This is a genomic window from Geodermatophilus sp. SYSU D00867, from assembly GCF_054050315.1.
In genome coordinates, this window is record NZ_JBJGZC010000002.1 from 139,689 (window position 1) to 159,269 (window position 19,581).

Annotated in this window: 11 protein-coding genes; 3 read left to right on the forward strand and 8 right to left on the reverse strand. The window is 76.8% G+C overall.

From position 1 onward, the window contains the following. A complete protein-coding gene (locus tag ACI8AK_RS02735) occupies positions 1–3,318 on the reverse strand; it encodes a hypothetical protein (RefSeq protein ID WP_456955052.1) in 3,318 nt (1,105 codons plus the stop codon). A 172-nt stretch (positions 3,319–3,490) separates the two neighbouring features. Between ACI8AK_RS02735 and ACI8AK_RS02740 the strand changes: the two genes are divergently transcribed. After that, complete coding sequence (locus ACI8AK_RS02740; protein WP_456955053.1) at positions 3,491–4,492, forward strand: hypothetical protein; 1,002 nt, start codon at positions 3,491–3,493, stop codon at positions 4,490–4,492. Here ACI8AK_RS02740 and ACI8AK_RS02745 read toward each other — a convergent pair. The 6 genes from ACI8AK_RS02745 to ACI8AK_RS02770 all read right to left on the reverse strand — a co-directional run bounded on the left by ACI8AK_RS02745 (position 4,478) and on the right by ACI8AK_RS02770 (position 15,709). After that, the gene (locus ACI8AK_RS02745; RefSeq protein WP_456955054.1) at positions 4,478–5,332 is read right to left on the reverse strand and encodes a hypothetical protein; all 855 of its coding nucleotides are present in this window, start codon (positions 5,330–5,332) and stop codon (positions 4,478–4,480) included. The two genes, ACI8AK_RS02740 and ACI8AK_RS02745, sit on opposite strands and share 15 nt — an antisense overlap. A gap of 5 nt (positions 5,333–5,337) precedes the next feature. After that, complete coding sequence (locus ACI8AK_RS02750) at positions 5,338–8,082, reverse strand: hypothetical protein (RefSeq protein WP_456955055.1); 2,745 nt, start codon at positions 8,080–8,082, stop codon at positions 5,338–5,340. Further along, a complete protein-coding gene (locus ACI8AK_RS02755) occupies positions 8,079–11,660 on the reverse strand; it encodes a tubulin-like doman-containing protein (RefSeq protein WP_387988808.1) in 3,582 nt (1,193 codons plus the stop codon). Before ACI8AK_RS02755 ends, ACI8AK_RS02750 begins: the two co-directional genes overlap by 4 nt. A gap of 35 nt (positions 11,661–11,695) precedes the next feature. Beyond that, complete coding sequence (locus ACI8AK_RS02760) at positions 11,696–14,524, reverse strand: vWA domain-containing protein (protein WP_456955056.1); 2,829 nt, start codon at positions 14,522–14,524, stop codon at positions 11,696–11,698. Then, positions 14,521–15,048: a hypothetical protein gene (locus tag ACI8AK_RS02765; protein ID WP_387988810.1), complete on the reverse strand. Its 528-nt coding sequence runs from the start codon at positions 15,046–15,048 to the stop codon at positions 14,521–14,523. Before ACI8AK_RS02765 ends, ACI8AK_RS02760 begins: the two co-directional genes overlap by 4 nt. Before the next feature lie 160 nt (positions 15,049–15,208). Continuing rightward, on the reverse strand, positions 15,209–15,709 hold the full coding sequence (locus ACI8AK_RS02770) for a TerD family protein (RefSeq protein WP_456955057.1): 501 nt from the start codon (positions 15,707–15,709) through the stop codon (positions 15,209–15,211). A 635-nt stretch (positions 15,710–16,344) separates the two neighbouring features. On the opposite strand from ACI8AK_RS02770, the gene ACI8AK_RS02775 reads away from it, so the two are divergent. Beyond that, entirely contained in the window at positions 16,345–16,485 is a 141-nt protein-coding gene (locus ACI8AK_RS02775; protein WP_387988812.1) for a hypothetical protein, read from the forward strand. Positions 16,486–16,535: 50 nt separating this feature from the next. On the opposite strand, the gene ACI8AK_RS02780 is transcribed toward ACI8AK_RS02775, so the two are convergent. Further along, the gene (locus ACI8AK_RS02780) at positions 16,536–18,728 is read right to left on the reverse strand and encodes an MMPL family transporter (protein ID WP_456955058.1); all 2,193 of its coding nucleotides are present in this window, start codon (positions 18,726–18,728) and stop codon (positions 16,536–16,538) included. A gap of 103 nt (positions 18,729–18,831) precedes the next feature. On the opposite strand from ACI8AK_RS02780, the gene ACI8AK_RS02785 reads away from it, so the two are divergent. After that, complete coding sequence (locus tag ACI8AK_RS02785; protein WP_387988814.1) at positions 18,832–19,563, forward strand: TetR/AcrR family transcriptional regulator; 732 nt, start codon at positions 18,832–18,834, stop codon at positions 19,561–19,563. The last annotated feature ends 18 nt before the right edge of the window (positions 19,564–19,581 follow it).

The following is a 19,581-nucleotide window of genomic DNA, read 5'->3' on the forward strand; positions in this document are numbered from 1 at the left end:
TCAGCGGCCCGGCCAGCGGCCGGCGACCAGCCAGCGCAGCGGGTCGGGCACGCGGAAGGAGGACACGCCCGCCTCCGAGAGGGTGGCGCCGGCCGGCGAGTGGCCCAGCGCGGACAGCGAGAAGTACTCGACCCGCGAGAAGGACCCCTCGGCGAGCGAGAGGAACTGCATGGCGTTGAGCCGCAGCAGCAGGCTGCGGGTCTCCTCGTGGACCTGGTAGCGGTCGTACGGGTCGAAGGCCAGCGAGTCACCCGCCGTCGGGTCGTGCATCAGGGCGGACCCGCCGTTGAGCAGCTCGGACAGGTCGGTGCCGGGCGTCCCCACCGCCTCGTGGATCCCGTCGAGCTTGCTGACGGCGACCATGAGCGGCATGCGGAGCGGCCCGGTCTCCTGAGTGCGCCGCCGGATCTCGGTGATGACGTTGTTCAGCACGGTGAGCGGGTTGCCGGCCACCGGCGGCAGCGGGATCTGCCCCTCGAGGAAGTTGCGGACGTCCTCGATCTGCAGCGGGTCGAGCAGGAACAGCAGCGCGTCGCTGCGCGCCATCGTCGGGCCGTAGGGCGCCAGGGCGCCGGGGCGCTCGGTGTCCTCCCCGGCGACGTCGTAGAGCGCGAGGGTGCGCGCGCGGCCACCCCACTGGTCGAGCGTCATCAGCATCGGGGTGAGCAGGTCGGGGTTCTGCTCCACGGTCATCGTGGAGGGCAGCGCGCGGCCGTCCGTGAGGGACTCGCGCATGGCCTGCAGCCGGCCGACGGTGTGGGAGTCCAGCGGCGTCGCCGGTGCGCCGGTCGCCGGGCCCCACACCTTCTCGACCCAGTCGCAGAGCCGGACCAGGAACGTCGTCTTGCCGGTGCCGCGCGCGCCGACGACGGTGACGGTCACCGGGTCGGTGGCCGCCGCCTGGGACTGCAGCGGCGAGTGGCACGCCTTGCAGACGACCTCGCGGGACGGCGTGCTGCACCTGGGGCACGCGACGCTGTCCATGCCCGGCGCCGAGGCGGCGAACAGCGGCCGGTCCTCGGTCGCCTCGCCGAGGAAGCCCGAGAGCACCGGGTCGACCGCCGGCTGGCAGGTGCCGGTGCAGCGGAACAGCGTCGGCTGCGCGTCCTGGGTGGTGCCGCAGGTGACGCACCGCAGCTGGCCGGGCGCCAGGGGCGCGGGCGCCGGGCCCGGCGGGCGCGGCACGCTCGGCGGCGGGACGACGGCCGGCCAGCCCGCCCGCTCGTGCTGGGCGAACAGCCGGGTGTAGCCGGGACCCTCGGGCGGCAGCTCGCCCACCGGCGTCCACTGGTGCGGCACGAGGGTGTTGCCGCGGACGTCGATGGTGTGGTCGGGCGGGCGCTCCAGGTCCCACGGGTTGAGCGGCATGCGGTCCTGCCGGGTCACGAACGCCACCCGTGCGGCGTCCTGCCACGGCCGCTCGACGTAGAGCGACAGCTGCCGGCGGCGGCCGATCCGGCCGACCTTGTCGATCCTGTAGTACAGGACCCAGCGGCCGGGGTAGGTGACCACCGTCGTCGGGCCGTGCGTCCACACGCCGCCCGACCGGACCGAGCCGCGCAGGTGCAGGTCGCAGCCGTTGACCGGCAGGTTCTCCAGGCGCATGCCGCCCAGCCGCCGGTACTCCTGCTCGGAGATGCGCACCGCCGGGGTGCCGTCCGGGGGCCCGCCGATGCCGCCGCGCTCGACCTCGACGAAGGTGGCGCCCACCGGCCAGGCGAAGCGCAGCAGCTGCCACCCCACCCGCTCGGTGAGTGCGACGTCGCGCGGGGCGCCGAGCAGGTCGACGACCGCCGCCGGCCCGACCGCCGCCTGGTCACCGATGAGCGTGACCGGCGTGTACGCGCGGCGGGCGCCCTCGGCCTGCCGGAACGGGATGCCCGGCACCATCGACACCGGCCCCTCGGAGAGCACCGGCTCGCCCACCGGCCGCCCCAGCGGCAGCACGTCGAGCTGGCCGCGGCTGATGACCCGCCCGGTGGCGGCGTGCTCCGGCTTGTCGCCGGTCTCGTAGACGACGACGGTGCCGAGCTCCGGCGTGGTCCACCGCAGCTCGACCCGCGCCACCGCCGTCTCGCCGGAGACGGTCGCGGTCAGGTCGGTCACCGGCTGGGGGACCGCCGGGATGGTGGCGACGGCCTCGATGCCCGTCGACAGGTGGGTCACGGACCCCTCGGTGAACTGGGTGAGGACCCGGTACTCGTAGCGGCGGCCGGGGAGCACGCCGGTGTCGCGGGCGTAGGCGGGGGTGCTGCCGATCTCCCGCGCGGCGTCGAAGGTGGGAGGCAGCGCCTCGTCGGGGAGGCTGCGCAGCACCCGCACGCGGCTGACGCCCCGGGGTGCGGTCCAGCTGAGCACCACCGCGTCGTTGTGGACGCTCACGTGCAGGTCGGCGACCTCGGGCACGACCCGGCCGGCGGCGTGGTGCACCGCCTGCACCGTCGGCAGGCTCCAGGCGGTGTCCGCCGTGTAGCTGAACACCGAGACGAACGGTCCGGTGCCGGCCGGGACGGACGCGCGCGGCTCGTCGGTCACGAGCACCCGGGTGCCCGCGCTGGGGCGGGGCGGGATGCCGGTGGAGGAGGCGACGAGCAGGTAGACGACCGACTGGCCGGACGCGTCCAGCGCCGGCCAGGAGATGTCGACGGTCCGGTCGTCGACGCGGCGGGTGGACACCTTGTCGCCGCGGGTCGCCCACTGGTCGACGTCGTCGGAGAACGCCTCGGGGCCGGGCAGGCCCGGCTCCTCGGCCACCGGCGCGGGCGCGGGCTCGGGCTCCGGAGCCGGGGCCGGGGCCGGGACGGGAGCCGGGGGCGGCGGGGCAGCGGCGGCCGGGCGCTGCGGGGCGGGGGCCGGCCCGGGAGCGGCGGCGGGCCCGGCCGCCGGCGCCGGGTAGGCGGGCGGCGGGAGGGTGCCCGCGGCGCTGCGGGAGGCCACGTGCTCGGGGGACAGCCCGCCGCGGTCGCGCCGGGAGGACGCCTGCGGAGGCGCGGCCGGCACCGGCGGGATGCTGTCGACGACGCGGCCGGCCGGCTGGTCGTCGACGCGGGTCAGGAAGCCCATGGCGCCGCCGGACGCGGGCGCGGCGGCCGGGGGAGGGGCAGGCGTCCCGCCACCGCTCTCGCGGACCAGCCGGGCCAGCTCCTGCACCGACGACGGCGCGAGGGTGATGCCCTTGTCCCGCAGCAGCCCGGCGAGCTGGTCGGGGTCCCCGACGCGGGACCGGGCGATGAGCAGCAGCACGCCGTCGCTCGCATCGGGAGCGACGCCGTGCTGGTCACGCGCGGTGCGCAGCTCGCTGTAGAGGGCGGACGCCACGGGGACTCCTCGTGTGGTGCGGGGACGGGACGGCGGGGGAGGCCGCCCCGGAGGGGACGCGCGGACGGGCCGGCAGCGAGCCCGGGCGGGCCGGCGCTCTGTCACACTGCGGCGGCGTCCGGCCGGGTGGCCGGGACACGGACGATCCGGATCCGGAGGGGGAAGCTACCCGATGACGGTGCTCATGACGGTCAACCAGCGCGAGCCGCTGCCGGGCGCCCAGTGCCTGGTCGAGTGGCAGGGGCTGCGGCCCGGCGACGAGGTCGCCGCGCACCTGGTGACCGCCTCCGGGCAGCACCTGCGCTTCCCCGACGACGAGGTCCCCGGGCTGCGCCGCCAGCCCTGGGCGGACGACACCTGGCTGCTCGACGCCGCCGCGCTGCCCGCGGGGTGGCAGCGGCTGGACCTGGTGGTCACCGCGCCGACGGCGCACCCGCTGTCGCTGTCGCTGGTCGTGCGCACCGGCCCGGGCGCCGGCACGGAGGAGGCCTTCCAGCACCCCGGCCTGGACACCGTCGGGGGCACCGCGACCGTGGCGCTGAGCCTGGCGCCGGCCGACACCGGCTACGCCGTCCTGCCGCAGCAGGTGCCCTACGTCCCGACCCGCGACCCGTGGCTGCGCGGCGGCGGACCCGCGTCCAAGCACGTGGAGGTCCCGCAGGCCCTGCGCGAGGCCACGGCGCTGGCCGGGCACGCCGGCCTGGTCGCCAGCGGCGTCCCGGTGACCGCGGTGCTCGACCTGTCGGCGTCCATGCGCCCGCGGCTGGTGGCCGGCACCGTGGCCAGCGTCCTGGGCGCCGTCCAGGCCCTCGCCGCGGCAGCCGACCAGCCCGCCGTCACGGTGGTGGCGGTCAGCGACCGCCCCCAGCCGCCGCGGCAGCTCGGCCTGGCCGACGACCCCGAGGAGTTCCTCCGCGCCTGGACCGCCGAGATCGGCCTGCGCACCGGGTCGCGGGCGGTCACCACGGCCGGCGACGGCCGTCCGGGCGTCGTGGTCACCGTGACCGACCAGGAGGGCGGCGCCGCGGCGTCCGGCTACCGCGTGGTGCTGGCCGCCCCCGAGCCGGGTGGCACCGTGGCCGCGAGCGGCCTGGGCACCGTCGTCGTCCCGGAGCCCCGCCCCGACGCGGCGGCGGTGGTCAGGGCGCTGGCGCACGCCTCACCAGCCTCCTGAGCCCGGCCGCGGGCCGGGACCCGCGAACGGGTCGGCCGGCCCGGCGGAGGGGTCCGGCGCCGCGAACGGGGTGCGCGGCGCGAACGGGTCCGCGAACGGGTCCGCCCCGGCCCGCGGCAGGGGCAGCCCGGGCCGGGGCAGGCCGGGCGTCAGCGGCTCCGGCACCCGGCCGCGGGCGCCCGTGACGACCAGCCCGGTGCTCCAGGCGAGCAGCGCGACCGCGACGCCGAGCAGCAGCCACCACGACGTCCCGACCTCGACCGCCGCGTCGAGGGCGTCGGCCAGGCCGGTGGAGTCGGCGAGCACCCGCAGCGTGTCGCCGACCAGCAGCGCGCCGGCGGCCCACAGCAGCCACCAGGAGGCGCACCAGGCGACCGCGACGGCGGCGATCCGGCTCGGCCGGCGCCAGGCCAGCACGGCGGCGCCGAGCAGCACGAGGACGGTGGCCCCGGTGGCCGTCGTCAGGCCGAGGTCGCGGACGGTGAAGGACACCTCGCCGGTGACCACGGCCAGCCGGGTGTCGCGCAGACCGGTCACCACGACGACCGCGACGGCGCCCAGGACGGCGAGCGCGACGGCCGCCTCCCGGGCGCCGCGCACCCGCCACGGCGCGGCCGGCCGTGCGCGCACGCCGGCGGCGCCGCCGCGGCGGACGACGTCGACCACCAGCAGCACGACCGGGCCGATGCCGGGGAGCGCCGCTCCGAGCAGCAGGCCCTGCCAGGCCGGCCGGCCCAGCGCGGCGGCCGCCGCGGCGCCGGCCAGGCCCCAGAAGAGCGCGGTGGCCAGCCACATGAGCAGGAAGAGCTGGCCGGTCAGCGTCAGCAGGTCCCACAGCACGGCGGTCAGCTCCTCGTGCCGATGCCGCGCGACACCGGTGCCGGCGGCTCGGGCGCCTCGGGCGTGGACGGGGTGAAGTGCGCGACCTGGTCCAGCGTGAGCTGGCGGGTCAGGTCGAGGCGGGCGACGAAGCGGTCCATGCTGCGCCGGCCGGCCGCCGGGACGACCCGCAGCTGGGTGGCCGCGCCCGGGGGCACCGGGACGCCGACCGCGGCGAGCACGGTGGACTCGACCTGGTTGGCCAGCATCACCGCGCCGGTGGAGCTGAAGCCCTCCCGGTCGAGGTGGGCGGCGCTCCCGAGGACGGGGGAGAGGAACGCCGGGCCGGACACCGTCTCCTCGCGCATGCCCGCGGTCACCGTCACCGTCGGGTGGACGACGGCCAGCGACCACTCCAGCCCGCGCTCCGCACCCAGCCGGGTGAGCCAGTCGACCAGCCGCGCGTCGGCGGCGGCCGCGGCGGCGTGCCGGTCCTCGGGCGTGCCCAGCGTCCGCACCAGCTCGGGAAGCGGGCCCTGGTCGGAGTACCCGGTGTCGCTCCAGACGGCGGAGTGCTCGGCCCGGCCGTAGCGCTGCGAGCGGGCGGCCAGTGCGGCCTGGATGCGGGCCTGCAGCTGGGCGCCGAGCCAGCCGACGTGCACCTGGGCCCGGCGGGCCTCGTGCACCAGCTGGACGTGCTCGTCGGCCGAGAAGCCGGCGGAGCCGACCGCGAGCGACAGCGGCAGCGTCCCGGACAGGCCGGCCGGGTAGGCCGACTCCTCGTCGGCGGTCCCGGTCGCGCCGAACGGGTCGTGGACGACGCGGGAGAGCACCCGGGTCCACAGCCGGCTCTGCCGGTACAGCACGCCCAGCCGCTGCACCTCGCGCGCCACGTGGGCGACGTGCCTCTGGGCCCACTCTCGGCGTGCCCGCTGCTCGTCGCGCTCGTGCAGCCAGGTGAACAGCTCCTTCTGCCGGCGCATGAACACCAGCGCGGAGCTGGCGAACCACGCGACCAGCAGGCCGACGCCGACGAGGCTGCCGACGAGGACGGAGAGGACCTCGCCGACGACCAGCCCGGCGACCAGCAGCAGGGCGGCCACCACCGCGGCCAGGGCGCCGAGCACGAACCGGCGGGTGCGCCGCTGGGTCTCCAGGATGCGCGCCGGCGGCTCGTCGCCGCCGGTGTCCCCGGCCGTCCCGATCGCCTCGCTCAGCGTCCGGCGGGCCTGCTCGAGCTCCCAGGACAGCGACGAGCCCAGCGCCCAGGTGAAGCTGCGCTGCCGGGCCATCCAGGCGCCCAGCGACCGCAGGGTGCCGTCGAGGACGGCGTACCGGGACGGGTCGTTCGCGCCCGCGGCGGGCCGGTCGCGCTCGCCGGTCAGCAGCCGGTGGGCCTGGGCGGCGAGGTAGGGGTCGTCGGGGTGCACCTCGACGGCGCCGACCTCCGGCAGCGCGCCGACCGGCAGCCGGTGCGCGGGCTCGTCCGGCGGCGGGACGATGAGCTCCGGCCGGTCGAGCACCTGCCGGTCCTGGCCGAACTGGGGCATCCGCACGCCGGGGTGCACCGCCGACCCGTCGGCCAGGCTGACGCCGACCGCCGTGACCTCGCTCCAGAACGCGCCGGCGTCGACCGTGGCGACCTCGCTGCCCGGGGACACCTGGGCCGACAGCCGCGTCGCCTCGTCGATGAGCACGCTGATGTCGTCCTCGTCGGCCGACTGCGGCGGACGGTTGGCCGGCCGGACGCCGAGCACGAGCACCTCGTAGCCCGACCGGTCGCCGAAGAGCCGGTCGTTGGCCCACCCGGCGAGCGCGCCGGCGGTCCGGTGCACCAGCCCCTCGACCCACGCCTTGGGGGCGTTCCGGATCGCCGCCCACAGGAAGGACAGGAACATCCGGACCGCCTGCAGCAGCCCGACGCCGGTGCGCGGCGCGGGCGTGAATGGCGGCGGGGCGGCGAACCGGGTCAGGTCGCGGTGCAGCTCCAGGACCGCGGTCGCCGCGGCCTCCGCGGCGGGCAGCGCCTGCACGTCGGGGACGTCGGGAAGCCGGTCCCCGCGGGGCGTGCGCGCCCGGGGGAGCGGCCCCTCGGCCCGGTACACCTGCTCGGACAGCCCGGTGAACACCGCCTGCGAGTCCAGGGTGCGGGCGTAGGCGCGGGCGACGGTCACCTGCGTGCCCGGCCACACCTGGGTGCCGTCGAACGGCGCCTCGGCCATCGCCGTCCAGAGCCCGGCGACGGTGGCCAGGCCCGAGGCGGCGTGCGCGGCGAGCTCGCCGGCCGGCACCGGCCGGCTCACCGCGGTCGGGCTCTGCCCATCGCGGGCCTGCAGCAGGACGTTGGGCCGGGACCCGACGACGGCGTCCTCGGGGACGGGCGTGGCACCGGTGGCGGGGACGAGCAGGTTGACCAGCGGCGCGTGGCCCAGGCCGATCCGCTCGAGCAGGGCCAGGGCCGCGGTCGTCGCCGGGACGGCGGGCCGCGGCGCGGTACCGGCGTCGTCCGTGAAGACCTGCACCAGCACCACGCGCGCCCCGGTGATGCCCGAGACGGCCAGCCACTGCTCGGCCGGGGACGTGCGCGCGCCGTCCCGGTCGACGACGGTCAGCCGCGGCGGCCCGGCCGGCTGGTCCAGGTCGATCCACACCGACGGGCCGAGCAGGTCGGCCGCGGTCCAGTCACGGACGACCTCCCGGACGTCCGCCGCCGCGCCGCCGCCGAACCTGCCGAGGACGACCGTCATGGGGCCGGAGCCGGGGGCGGTCACGCGCGCGTCCGGGTGATGCCGCTGGACGCCTGCGACGCCAGGGAGAGCCCGGTGTAGTCGGGCAGCTCCAGGTTGGCCAGCAGTTGGGAGCTCGCGGTGAGCAGCTGCGGCGCGATCTCCCAGTCCCGCGGCACCTTCCAGAAGTTGTGGGGGCTCACGGTGCTGAACTCCCCGCGCGGGCCCGGCACGGACGCGTCCGGCGGCAGCAGGCTCGTGGCGTCCTCACCCAGCGACGCGCACCACTCCCGGGCCTCGGCCAGCCGCTGCTCCGGCGTCGCCACGACCGGGGCCTCGCCCCAGGGCAGCGCACCGCTGCGGGTCCGGCCGTCCCGGATCCAGGTGAGCAGCGCGTCGTTCGGCTGCCGCTCGTCGGCCGACTGCAGGAACCGGCCGAGCTGGAAGAGGGCCTGGTAGGGCTGCAGCGCCGGCAGCTGGGTGTTGCCGTCGCACAGCGCCAGGGCCAGGGGCAGGGACTCGACGACGGCGGCCAGCAGGCCCCAGCCGGGCGCGTCGCGGGCGGGGTCCTCGGCGCCGAGCAGCGGGTGCGGCAGCCGGGTGAAGGTGCGCAGTTCCTCCGACCACACCGCGACCCCGCCGTCGAGGATCGGGCCCTCGCCGGGCACGAGCACCTCGCCGGTGAGCCGGCCGACCAGCCAGCCGGTGACCATGGCCTGCAGCCAGGTGCGGGACACCGGGGCGAAGTCGGTCAGCGACCGGCCGCGGCGCCAGCGCCAGAAGCTGCCGCGCAGCTGCGGGGAGTTCGACTCGGTCCACTGCTTCCGGATGGGACGCTGCAGCGACGAGAAGACGACCGGGTTGTAGATGCCGGCGTAGTTGCCCAGGATGTCGATCCGGCTCTGCGGCCCCTCGGTGACCGCGTGGTGCAGCCGCTCGACGGCGTCGTGGTCGCTCGCGCCGCGGCGCAGCGCGTCGGCCATCCGCTCGACGACGTCCCGGTGCGCCGTCAGGGGCACCTCGCCGAACTGGTAGGTCACCTCGACCCGGACGTCGTGGACCGCCTGGACCATCCCGGTGTCCACGGCCACGAGCGGGGCGGCCAGCTGCAGCGCCGCCTCGAAGCGGTCGACGAAGTGGCGGGCGAGGGCCTCCCGCTCGTGCAGCCCCGCCCCCTCGCGGCGGAGGTAGGCGTCGAGCCCCTGCTGGATGAACCCGCCCATGACCTGGTCGGGCCGGTTGACCCAGACGCGGGCGCCGTCGAGCAGCGCCGTCGCGTCGAGCTCGACGCGGTAGGTGGCCCGCCGGGACGGGTTGAGGGAGGCGAGCGCCTGCGGCCACCACTCCGACCGGCGGCCGATCCGCACCGGCGAGCCGTTGACGTCGATGCCGGTGAGCCGCTCGGCCGGGCGGACGCCACCGCGGACGTCGGCGTGCAGCCAGGTCAGTGCCTCGAAGACGGCGAGCTCCTCGGCGCGCTCGGCGGACACCGTGCCGCCGCCGGGGGCGAAGCCGTTGAAGGTCTGCACCAGCTGGTCGGCGAACGACCGCGGGTAGGTGGCGATGTCCTCGAGCAGGACCTCGTTCTCGGCGGTGGCGAAGCGGCCGGGGACGTCGTCACCGACCGGCCACTGCTGCACCTCCGTCGTCGCCACGGTCGACACCGGGGCGGCGCCGACGGTCGCCCGCTCGGCGGCCTCGAGCGCCTCGCGGGCGTGCTGCAGGCCGGTGCGCAGGGGCGGCAGCAGGTCGGTGCCGAGCTGGGCGAGCAGGTCACCGGCCAGGGCCGCGCCCTTGCGGACGAACAGGTCGGCGAAGTGCTGCCGGATGCGGGTGACGGCCCGGCCGACGACGCCGTGGTTGGCGTCGATGGCCGAGGTGACCGTCTGCAGCTCGGCGGTGACGTCGGCGGCGATCTCCTGGGGGTGCAGCGTCGTCGCGGAGTTCCGGATCAGCTGGTCGGCGGCCGCCTGGAGGTCGGAGGCCAGCGTCTCGAGCACCCGCTCGGCCACCGGCAGCCCGCGCTCGCCGGCGACCAGGAGCACCGCCTTCTCCAGCCGGACCTGGATGTCCTGCACCCACCTCGCGGCGGCCTCGCGCAGCTCGGCGTCCGCCTCGTCCACGGTCTTCTGGAACGACGAGGTGATGAACCCGGCCAGCTGCTGGGCGAAGTGGGCGCCCTTCGCCGCGTAGCCCGGCACCATCGCCGGGGCGACGGCGGTGGAGGTGGAGTTCGCCGCGAGGGTCTCGCGTGCCTGGGCGGTCCAGACGTCGTCGACCAGGTGCCGCAGGTAGCTGGTGTCCCGCAGGCGCAGGTCCGGCAGGCCGGCCCACTGCAGGAACTGCGGGTAGTACTCGGCCGCCGTGGCGGCGACCGCCTGCTGGGGGCTGCGCTCGCCGCTGTGCACCGTGACGTCCCAGTGGCCGCGGAGCAGCCGCTCGAGCCCGCGGCGGGCCAGCCGCTGGGCGGCGTACTCGGCGTACCGGTCCCGCCCCAGGCCCAGGGACGCGAAGCCGATCGAGCCGAAGACCAGCGGCTCGGTGGTCTCGATCTCGGCGCCGTGCCTGGCGGGCTGGACGCTGAGCTGGGTGCGGTCCTGCAGGGAGGTGGCCGCGGACTCCAGGTTGCCGATGGCGTAGGCCTTGAGGCTGGTCTGCTGGGCCTCGGAGACGAACAGCGAGGCCAGCGACCGGGCGAAGCCGCGGTAGACGGTCTCCGAGGCGCCGTCGCCGAACCGGGCACCGGTGATGCCGTTGTAGGCCCCGACCGGGAAGGCCAGCAGCGGCCCGCGGCCGGGCTTCACCGGCTGCGGGACGCCGCCGTAGACCGACCACTCCTGGGGGGTCCACGGCGCCTGCCGGGCGGCCATCGACGACATGAGCTCGGCGACCGTGCCGAGGGCGTTGGCGTTCACCCCGGCCCGGCGGTTGGCCTGCAGCCGCTCGAACACGTCCGGCGTGTACAGGAAGGCCAGGGCCTGCTCGGCGGGGAAGTTGGGCACCTGCCCGCCGACGGCGCGCAGCAGGTTGCAGACGTCGAGGGTCATGGACGCGCCGGTGCCGCCGGCCAGCGACGACACGACGAAGACCAGCGTGCCCTGGGAACCCTTGTCGTCGAGCTTGAGCAGGTTCGACAGCGTGCGCAGGTCGCTGTCGGCCGCGCCCTGGTTGAGCCGCTCGGCCACCGGGACCAGCCGGTCGTAGACCAGGCCGGCCCGGGCCAGGGTCAGCAGCCGCCCCACCGCCCGGTACTGACCGGCGCCCTCGGTGATCGGCGTCGTCACCTTGCCCGGGTCCGGGCGCCAGCGGGCCAGCTGGCGCAGCTGGCTGCCGGTGGGCTGGGAGGAGAGAGTGGTCTGCAGCGCCGAGTCGAGGACGGCGTAGCTGTCGGTGGGGTTGCTCACCGGGATGTACGTGCCGCCCTGCGCCGGCACGGTCTGCGGCAGGCCGGGGCCGACGCCGTCGGGTGCCGAGGGCACGTCGATGTGCACGAACTCCCAGCACCGGGGCAGGTGGTCGGCGGTCCAGCCCTTTGCGGACAGCTCCGAGCGCAGCTGGTCCATGAGGAACTGCAGGGTCTTGCCGCCCGAGCCGCCCAGGCCGACGACGCAGATCTTGTACACGGGGTCTCCAGGTCAGTGCGGGGTGCGTGGCGCCGTCAGCGCCGGAACGGGTCGGAGGAGGGGGACGGCCACGGGGAGCCGCCGCCCCCGGCGAACGGGTCGCGCGCCGGCGGTGCCGGCGACGCCGGTGTCGCCGGGGTCGCCGGCGGCCACGAGCCGCCCCCGCCCGGCCACGCCGGCGCGGGGCTGCCGCCGAACGGGTCCGGCGCCGGGCCGCCGCCGGGCGGGGTGCTCCCGCCGGAGGGGCCGCCGAACGGGTCCGGCGGGGGCGGGGGAGCCGTCGAGGCGTCGGCGCTCTCCCGGGCCGCGGCCCGCAGGCTGTCGACGGCGCCGGGGCCCTCCGCGCGGACACGGGACAGCAGTGCCTCCCGCTGCTCCGCGGTGGCCACCGCGTCGACGACGAGCAGCAGCCGGGCGGGGACCTCGGCGGCGTCGGAGGCCGCCGTCGCCCGGTCCAGCAGCAGCGTCCAGCTGCCGGCCAGGGCCAGCGGCAGCCGCGCGGCGAGCGACTTCGGCGCCCGTCCGCCCGGCGCGCCGGACACGCCGACCCGCGCCGGGTCCTCGACCTCGGCGTAGCCGGCCTCGGTGAGCTTCACGCCGGCGCGGGCCCGCACCGGGACGCCCGAGAGGACGGCCTGCTTGCGGCCGCCGCCGGGCGGCGGGACCGGGTCCCACGTGCGGTCCGGCGCGGCGCCGGACAGCCCGCCCGGGCCCACCCGCACGTCCAGCAGCGTCGACTGCAGCGGCTTGTCGGGCAGCTTGGCGGCGATCCGGCGGCCGAGGAGGAACACCAGCACCGGCAGGCCGATGCCGACGACGAGCGCGGCGAGGAAGACACCGATGAGCACGCCGGTGTCGGCCGGGCGGACGAGCTCGGCGGCGTAGGCCACCCGCACGTCGACCGCGCGGGCCTCGCGCTCGCCGGCGTCGACGCCCTCGGGCGCGGCGCGCAGCACCAGGTCGCCCTGCAGGTCACCGGCCTCGACGACGCCGCTCTCCAGCTGCACCGTCAGCTGCCCGGTGTCGCCCTCGGCGACCTCCAGGCACTCCTCCGCGCTGCCGTGCGGCGAGGTCGCGGTGACCTCGTCGACCCCGGCGGGGTGGACGTCGAGCGTCGCGGACCCCACCCACACGCAGCCGGGGCCGGTGACCGGGATCGTCACGGTGTCGCTGGGCTCGGTGCCCTCCAGCCGGCCGAAGTCGACCGGGTCGGCGGAGACGGCCGGGAAGCCCAGCGGCGGGAGGACGTCGACCTGCGCGGTGCGCACCTGCGGCTGCAGCACCTGGCCGCTGACCGTGGTGACCGCGAGCGAGGTGCGCAGCTCGGCGGGGCCCGGCGGGAAGTCCGCGGGCACCGTCAGCCGCACGGCGCCCAGTTGCGGACCGGGGACGGCGGTGGCCAGCACGGCCTCGGTGCCGTCGTCCGCGCGCAGCGCGACGTCGAGGGCGAGGGTGGGCGCCGGGTCGCCGAGCGCGGCCGGCGTGCCGTCCGAGCGGACGAGCGCGAACGGCACCGGCCCGAGGTCCTCGCCGACCCGCCACTCGACGGGAGCCCCTGGGCCGACGACCGCGGCCAGGTCGGCCTGGATGGTCAGCTGGGTGCGGGTGACGGCGTCCGGGTTCTGCCCGGTCGGGTCGACGAAGACGACCCGCCAGGGGCCCGACCAGTTGGCGCCGCCGGCCGGGATCGACGCGTCGACCGAGAAGGCGCCGTCGGCGTACCAGGTGTAGGCGAGGCCCACCGCGCCGGCGGGGAGGACGCCCGAGGGCCGGGCGGCGTCGTAGCGCAGCAGCTGCGGCTGCGGCACGCCGGGCGGCTGGACGAAGACGTCGATCCCCGCTGCGTCGGACGTGCCCACGAGGTGGATGGAGGTGATCGAGGCGTCGAGGGTGAAGGTGTGCGCCTGCTGCGGGCAGACCGCGCCCACGCAGACGCCCTTCTCGTCCACCGGCTGCGGCGGGTTGGCCGGGTCGCCCACGGCGTCGAAGGCGAGCACCAGGTCCTGGACGTCGTCGGCGGAGAGGAACAGGCCGTAGGGGGCGGCCTGGCCGCACGGGGACGGCGCGGACTCGGCGATGCTCCCGAGCAGGCCCAGGTCGACGCCGTCGCCGGTCAGGCCCAGCGCGATGAGGAGGATGCGGTCCTCGCGGAGCTGGTCGGCCACGCCGCCGGGCCGGCAGAGGTCGCTCCGGCCGGCCTCGGCCACCTGGGCGGCGGCGTCGTCCGAGGTGATCGGGACGCCCTCCGCGCCGGGGATCGGCAGGGTCTCGCCGTACTGCCGGCGCTCGGCGTCGGTGTCGCGGGCGGACAGCTCGTACTGGCCGTCGGTGAACAGCACCAGCGCCTGGCACGGGCGGGTCGACGCGGGGTCGCGGTGGTCGACCAGCTGCTGGCGGGCCGTGGTCAGCGCCGTCCAGTAGTCGGTCTCGAAGCCGTCGTCGCGGCCGGCGAAGTCCGCGACCGCGGCCGAGGCGTCGGGCAGGGAGCCCTCGGTCAGCGGCGACCAGTCCAGCGCCCCGCGGACCCCGGCGGAGAAGCCGCTGACGGCGAGGTCGACGGTCGCGCCGCTGCGGGCGGCGGTGTCGGCGAGGCGGGCCAGCAGCAGCTGCGCGGCGGCGACCCGGGTGTCGTCGGGGTCGGTGCGGCCGAGGCTGCCGCTCTCGTCCACGAGCAGCAGGACGTCGGCCTGCTGCTGGTCGGCGAGGCAGGCGCCGAGGTCCTGCAGCGCGGCGGTGCCCACGGGGGACGGCGCGGCGGCCGCCGGGACGGCGAGGCCGGTCAGCGCGAGGACGGCGCCGAGGCAGACCAGCAGGAGCGCGGTCGCGCGGCGGGGGAGTGCTGTGTTGATGGCTCGCAGGGTCACGCGAACACCTCGAGGCGGGAGAACCAGTCGGCGAACAGCCAGGCGTGCGCACCGGCGGCGAGCAGGGCGAGGACGACGGTGCCCAGCCGCAGCGCGCTCACCAGGCCGTCACGGCCGAGGTACCAGGCGGAGGCCCGGCGCCGCGTGTCGGCGAGCGTGGCGGCGATGAGCAGCGCGGCGGCGCCGAAGGTGGCGACCGCCCAGCCGAGGACGTGCCAGCCCCACCCGTCGAGGAACAGCAGCGGCACGGTCACCAGCGGGGCGAGCAGCGCCGCGGCCAGCAGGGCGACCGGCGGCGTCGCCCGCCCGGCCGGCGCCCCGGCGGGTGTCGGACCCCACGGTGAGCCGGTGCCCCCGAGCGGGCCCGGCGCGGGTGCGCCGGGGGACGGGAACCCACCGGGGGACGGGAACCCGCCCGTCGACGGGAACCCGCCGGGCGAGGGGAACCCGCCCGGTGCGGGCGCGTTGCCCGTGGGTCCGGACGGCCAGGCTCCCCAGGGGCCGGCTCCACCGGGGCCGGTCACGCGGCGCTCCCGCCGGTCGGCCGCGGGCCTGTGGGCACGCGAGGGACGAGCATCGGTTCCCCCCGTCGGTGGGCCCCACACCGGGGTGCGGGTCGGTCGAGTATCGGTATCGGCCCCGGCGGCGACGCCTGAAGTCGTCCGCGGCCGTGGTCTGTCCCGGTCAGCCCGGGAGGCCCACCGAGCGCAGGAGTCCCGCCCGGCCCTGGGTGAGGCCCTGGCCGATCGCGCGGACCTTCCACTGGCCCGAGCGGCGGTACACCTCGGTCACCAGCAGTCCGGGGGCGTCCGGCAGGTCCTCCACCGGGTAGGCGGCCAGCGGCTCGCCGGACGCGGTGCGCACGGTCGCGGTCAGGCCGGTCAGCGCCCGCGCGCCGGGACCGGGCACGTCCAGCGCGAGGACGACGCCGGCGACGTCGTCCGGGATGGCGCGCAGGTCGACGAGCACCTCGAAGCGCTCGCGGTCGCCGGTCGACGTCGGGTGCTGCCAGGTGACCTGGTGCGCCGGGCTCAGTGCCCGGCCGCGGTCGTCGCAGGCGACCGCGGTCAGGACGGCGGGCACGCCGGCACCGCGCCAGCCGAGCTCGACCCGCACCTGGGCGGCCGGCTGCTGCGATGCCGAGCGCAGCGGTGCGTTGGCGCCCCGCACCAGCGTGGTTGTCATGCGCGGCGTCCTCCTGTGCAGTGCCGGGCGCTCTCCGCGCCGGCCCCGGGGAGAGTAGGTCGGGAACCGGACGGTGTCGCTGATCCCGGACGCGCCGTGACCTTCTGGTGTCAGACGGTGAGGCAGGTGGGACGGAGGAGAGGCACGGGGCAGGAGAGGACCCGACCGTCCGTCCTCCCGCCCGTCGTCGACCTGCTGCTGTCTCCGGCCCGCTGAGGCAGCAGCAGGTCGACACCCGGCGCCTGCGCGCCCCGTCAGCGGCCGGTGCGTGCCGGACGGGGGAACGGGGTGGGTCGATCGGGTGACGTCTCGTCCCACCGGCGCGCCCGGGGCTCCCGCCGCGGACGGGGCGCCGTCATCCTCGGCGCCCACCGTCCCGGGAGGTCCCGTTGAGCTCCTCGCACCGCTGTCCCGCGCAGGTCTGCACCTGCCCGCCCGCGTCCCGCCCCGTCGCGACCGCCGTCGTGCGCCGCCGCCCGGGGTGGGGGAGCGGTCCCGCCGCGCCGTCGTCGCCGGCTTCGATGACGGATCGCTGACGAGACGTCACACCCGTCCCACGGGCGGGCACGACGTCGCAGGTGGGTGGCATGTTCTGGCTCCCGGGTCCTGACGGACCCCCGAGCGAGGAGACCCGCGTGCTGTGTGACACCTGCGCCGCCGAGACGCACCCCGGCCCGGTCTGCGCCCGCTGTGCCGCGCTGGCGCAGCTGACCCAGCCGGTGCTGCGGCTGGAGACCCGCCGCCGGCCCCCGGTCCCCCCGGCGCCGGCGCGCTGAGACGCCGCACCGGCTCCGCGGCGGTCCCGCGGAGCCGGTGCGACCCGCACTCACCCGACGCCGGCCGGCTCCGGCACCCGCGGCGGCGACACCGGGGCGCCCGGGTCCCCGCCGTCGGACTCGCGGATCCCGTACCGGGCGTAGAGCCGGCCCAGCGGCCCCGGCGCCCACCAGTTGGCCCGCCCCAGCAGCCGCATCGTCGCCGGCACCAGCAGGGTCCGGACGACGGTCGCGTCCAGCACGATCGCGATCGCCATCGCGACGCCGATCATCTTGATGAAGGTGATCCCCGAGGTGGAGAACGCCCCGATCACCACGAGCAGCAGCAGCGCCGCGCTGGTGATGATCCCGCCGGTGCGCTGCAGCCCGGTGGCGACGGCGGCGGTGTTGTCGCCGGTCAGGTCGTACTGCTCGCGGATCCGGGACATGAGGAAGACCTCGTAGTCCATCGACAGCCCGAACACGATGGCCAGCACCAGGATCGGCTGGGTCGCCTCGATGAACCCGGTCGGCGTGAAGCCCAGGACGCCGGACAGGTTGCTGTCCTGGAAGACCCACACCAGCGCGCCGAACGAGGCGCCCAGCGACAGCACGTTCACCAGCACCGCCTTGACCGGCAGCACCACCGACCCGAAGGCCAGGAACAGCAGCACGAACGTCGTCGAGACGACGATCAGCGCCATCCACGGCAGCAGCGACCCGAGGCTGTCCAGCAGGTCGGTCATCACCGCGCTCTCGCCGCCGACGAGCACCTCGCCACCCGGCGGGGCGGGCACGTCGCGGACGTCGGCGACCAGCGCGCGGGCGCCGGCGTCGACCGGGTCGCCGTCGTAGGCCACCGCCACCCGCGCGGTCGTCCCGGCCGCGCCGGTCACCGTCGCGCCGTCCACCTCCGGCAGCGCGGCGACGTCGGCCACGTAGGCCTCGAGCGCGGCGGCGCCGGCGGGGGAGTCGACCGGGTCGGGCAGGCCGACCACGGCGGTCACCGGGCCCGACGGCGCCGGTGGGAAGTCGCGGTCGATCGTCTCGGCCACCACCCGGCTCTCCGTGCCGGCGGGCAGCGCGCGGACGTCGATCGCGCCGAACTGCACCCGCAGGAACGGCAGCGCCAGCACCAGCAGCAGCCCGACGACGGCGACGGTCACCACCACCGGCCGGCGCATGACGCCGCGGGCGATGCGCTCCCACGCCCCGCGGCCGGGCGCTTCGTGCCGCGCCCGGCGGCGCCACGGCGCCGACAGCGCGTCCACCCGCGTCCCGAGCACCGCCAGCAGCGCGGGCAGCAGGGTCAGCGCGGCGAGCATCGCGACCAGCACCGCGCTCACCCCGCCGAAGCCCATCGAGCGGAGGAACACCTGCGGGAACACCACCAGCCCGGCCAGCGACAGCGCCACGGTGATCCCGGAGACGGCGACCGTGCGGCCCGCCGTCGCCATCGTGCGCGCCAGCGCGTCCTCGACGGTGGCCTGCCGGCGCACCTCCTCGCGGAACCGGCTGACGACGAACAGGCCGTAGTCGATGGCCAGCCCCAGGCCGAGGATCGTCACGATGTTGACCGCGAACACCGACACCTCGGTGAACAGGCTGACCACCCGCAGCGCGGTGAACGCCCCGAGGATCGCGGTGACGCCGATGGCCAGCGGCAGGCTCGCGGCGGCCAGGCTGCCGAACACGACGACGAGCAGCACCGCCAGCACCGGCAGCGAGATCGCCTCGGCGCGGGCGATGTCGGCGCTGACCCGCTCGTTGATGTCGCGCTCCACCGTGGTGGCGCCGCCGATCGACGTCTCCAGGCCGGGCGCGGACAGCCGGTCCTCGACCACGTCGACGGCCGCGGTGCGCGCGTCGGCGTCCCCGGCCAGTTGCAGCACGGCGTAGGTGGAGCGGCGGTCCTCGCTCACCAGCGGCGCGGCGCCGGTGTCGAACCAGGTCGTGGCCCGCTCGACCACGCCGTCGGGGAGCCCGGTCAGGGACGTGGCGACCGCGTCCCGGAAGGCGGGGTCGTCGACGGTCAGGTCGTCGCTGCGGTACAGGACGACGACGTCGGAGGCGTCGCGGCCGAGCTCGCGGACCGCCAGCGCGGCGGCCCGGGCGCTCTCGCTGCCCGGGTCCTCGAAGCCGCCGCCGGTCAGCCGGCCGAAGACGCCCGTGCCCCACACGCCCGCGACGACGACGGCGACGGCGCTGAGCGCCAGCACCCACCGTCGCCGTCGGTACACCACTCGTCCGAGGGCCTCGAACACGGCAGCCCCTCCCTCTCCCGGTAGGCTGGGTGAACACTGTTAGCGAACGGCGATAACTCTGCATACACCGTTCACTGACGTCAACCCCGGGAGGTGGTCGGCCGTGGCGGAGCCGGGAGGCAGGCGCGAGCGGCTGCGCGCCGAGACGCTGCGTGACATCCGGAGCGCGGCCCGCCGCGTGCTGGTCGAGCACGGGCCCGACGGGCTGGCGCTGCGGGCGATCGCGCGCGAGGTCGGGCTCACCGCGCCCGCGCTGTACCGCTACTACGCCAGCCGCGAGGAGCTCGTCGAGCAGGTGGTGGCCGACCTCTACGACGAGCTGTGCGACCACCTCGAGGCCGCGCGCGACGCCGTCGCCCCGCCCCGGCCCGGCGCGCAGCTGCTGGTCACCTCACGCGCCTTCCGTGCGTGGGCGGTCGGCCACCCGCCCGAGTTCGGGCTGCTCTTCGGCTCCGCGGCCGACGGCGTCGTCCCCGACGAGACCGGCGACGGGCCGGCCGCGGTCGCCGGCCGCCGCTTCGGGGGGATCTTCGCCGCCCTCCTGGCGGCCGTGTACCTCCAGCGGCCGTTCCCGGTCCCGGCCGACGCCGACCTCGAGCCCGACTTCCGGGACCAGCTGCGCACCTGGTGTGCCACGTTCCCGGTCGAGCTCCCGCTGGGCGTGATGGCGGTCTTCCTCTCCTGCTGGGTGCGCCTGTACGGACTGGTCTGCATGGAGGTCTTCGGGCACCTGAGGTTCGCCCTGGTCGACGCCGCGCCGCTGTTCGAGGCGGAGATGCGGGCGATCGGGGAGCAGCTGGGCATCTCGGCCGACTGGGTGCCGCCGGGGACGTGACGTGCCTCACTGCTAGCA

Bases quoted from the DNA above. Each gene is read 5' to 3' on its own strand.
- ACI8AK_RS02740 (WP_456955053.1), top strand. From the start codon at position 3,491: ATGACGGTGCTCATGACGGTCAACCAGCGCGAGCCGCTGCCGGGCGCC.
- ACI8AK_RS02770 (WP_456955057.1), bottom strand. From the start codon at position 15,709: ATGACAACCACGCTGGTGCGGGGCGCCAACGCACCGCTGCGCTCGGCA.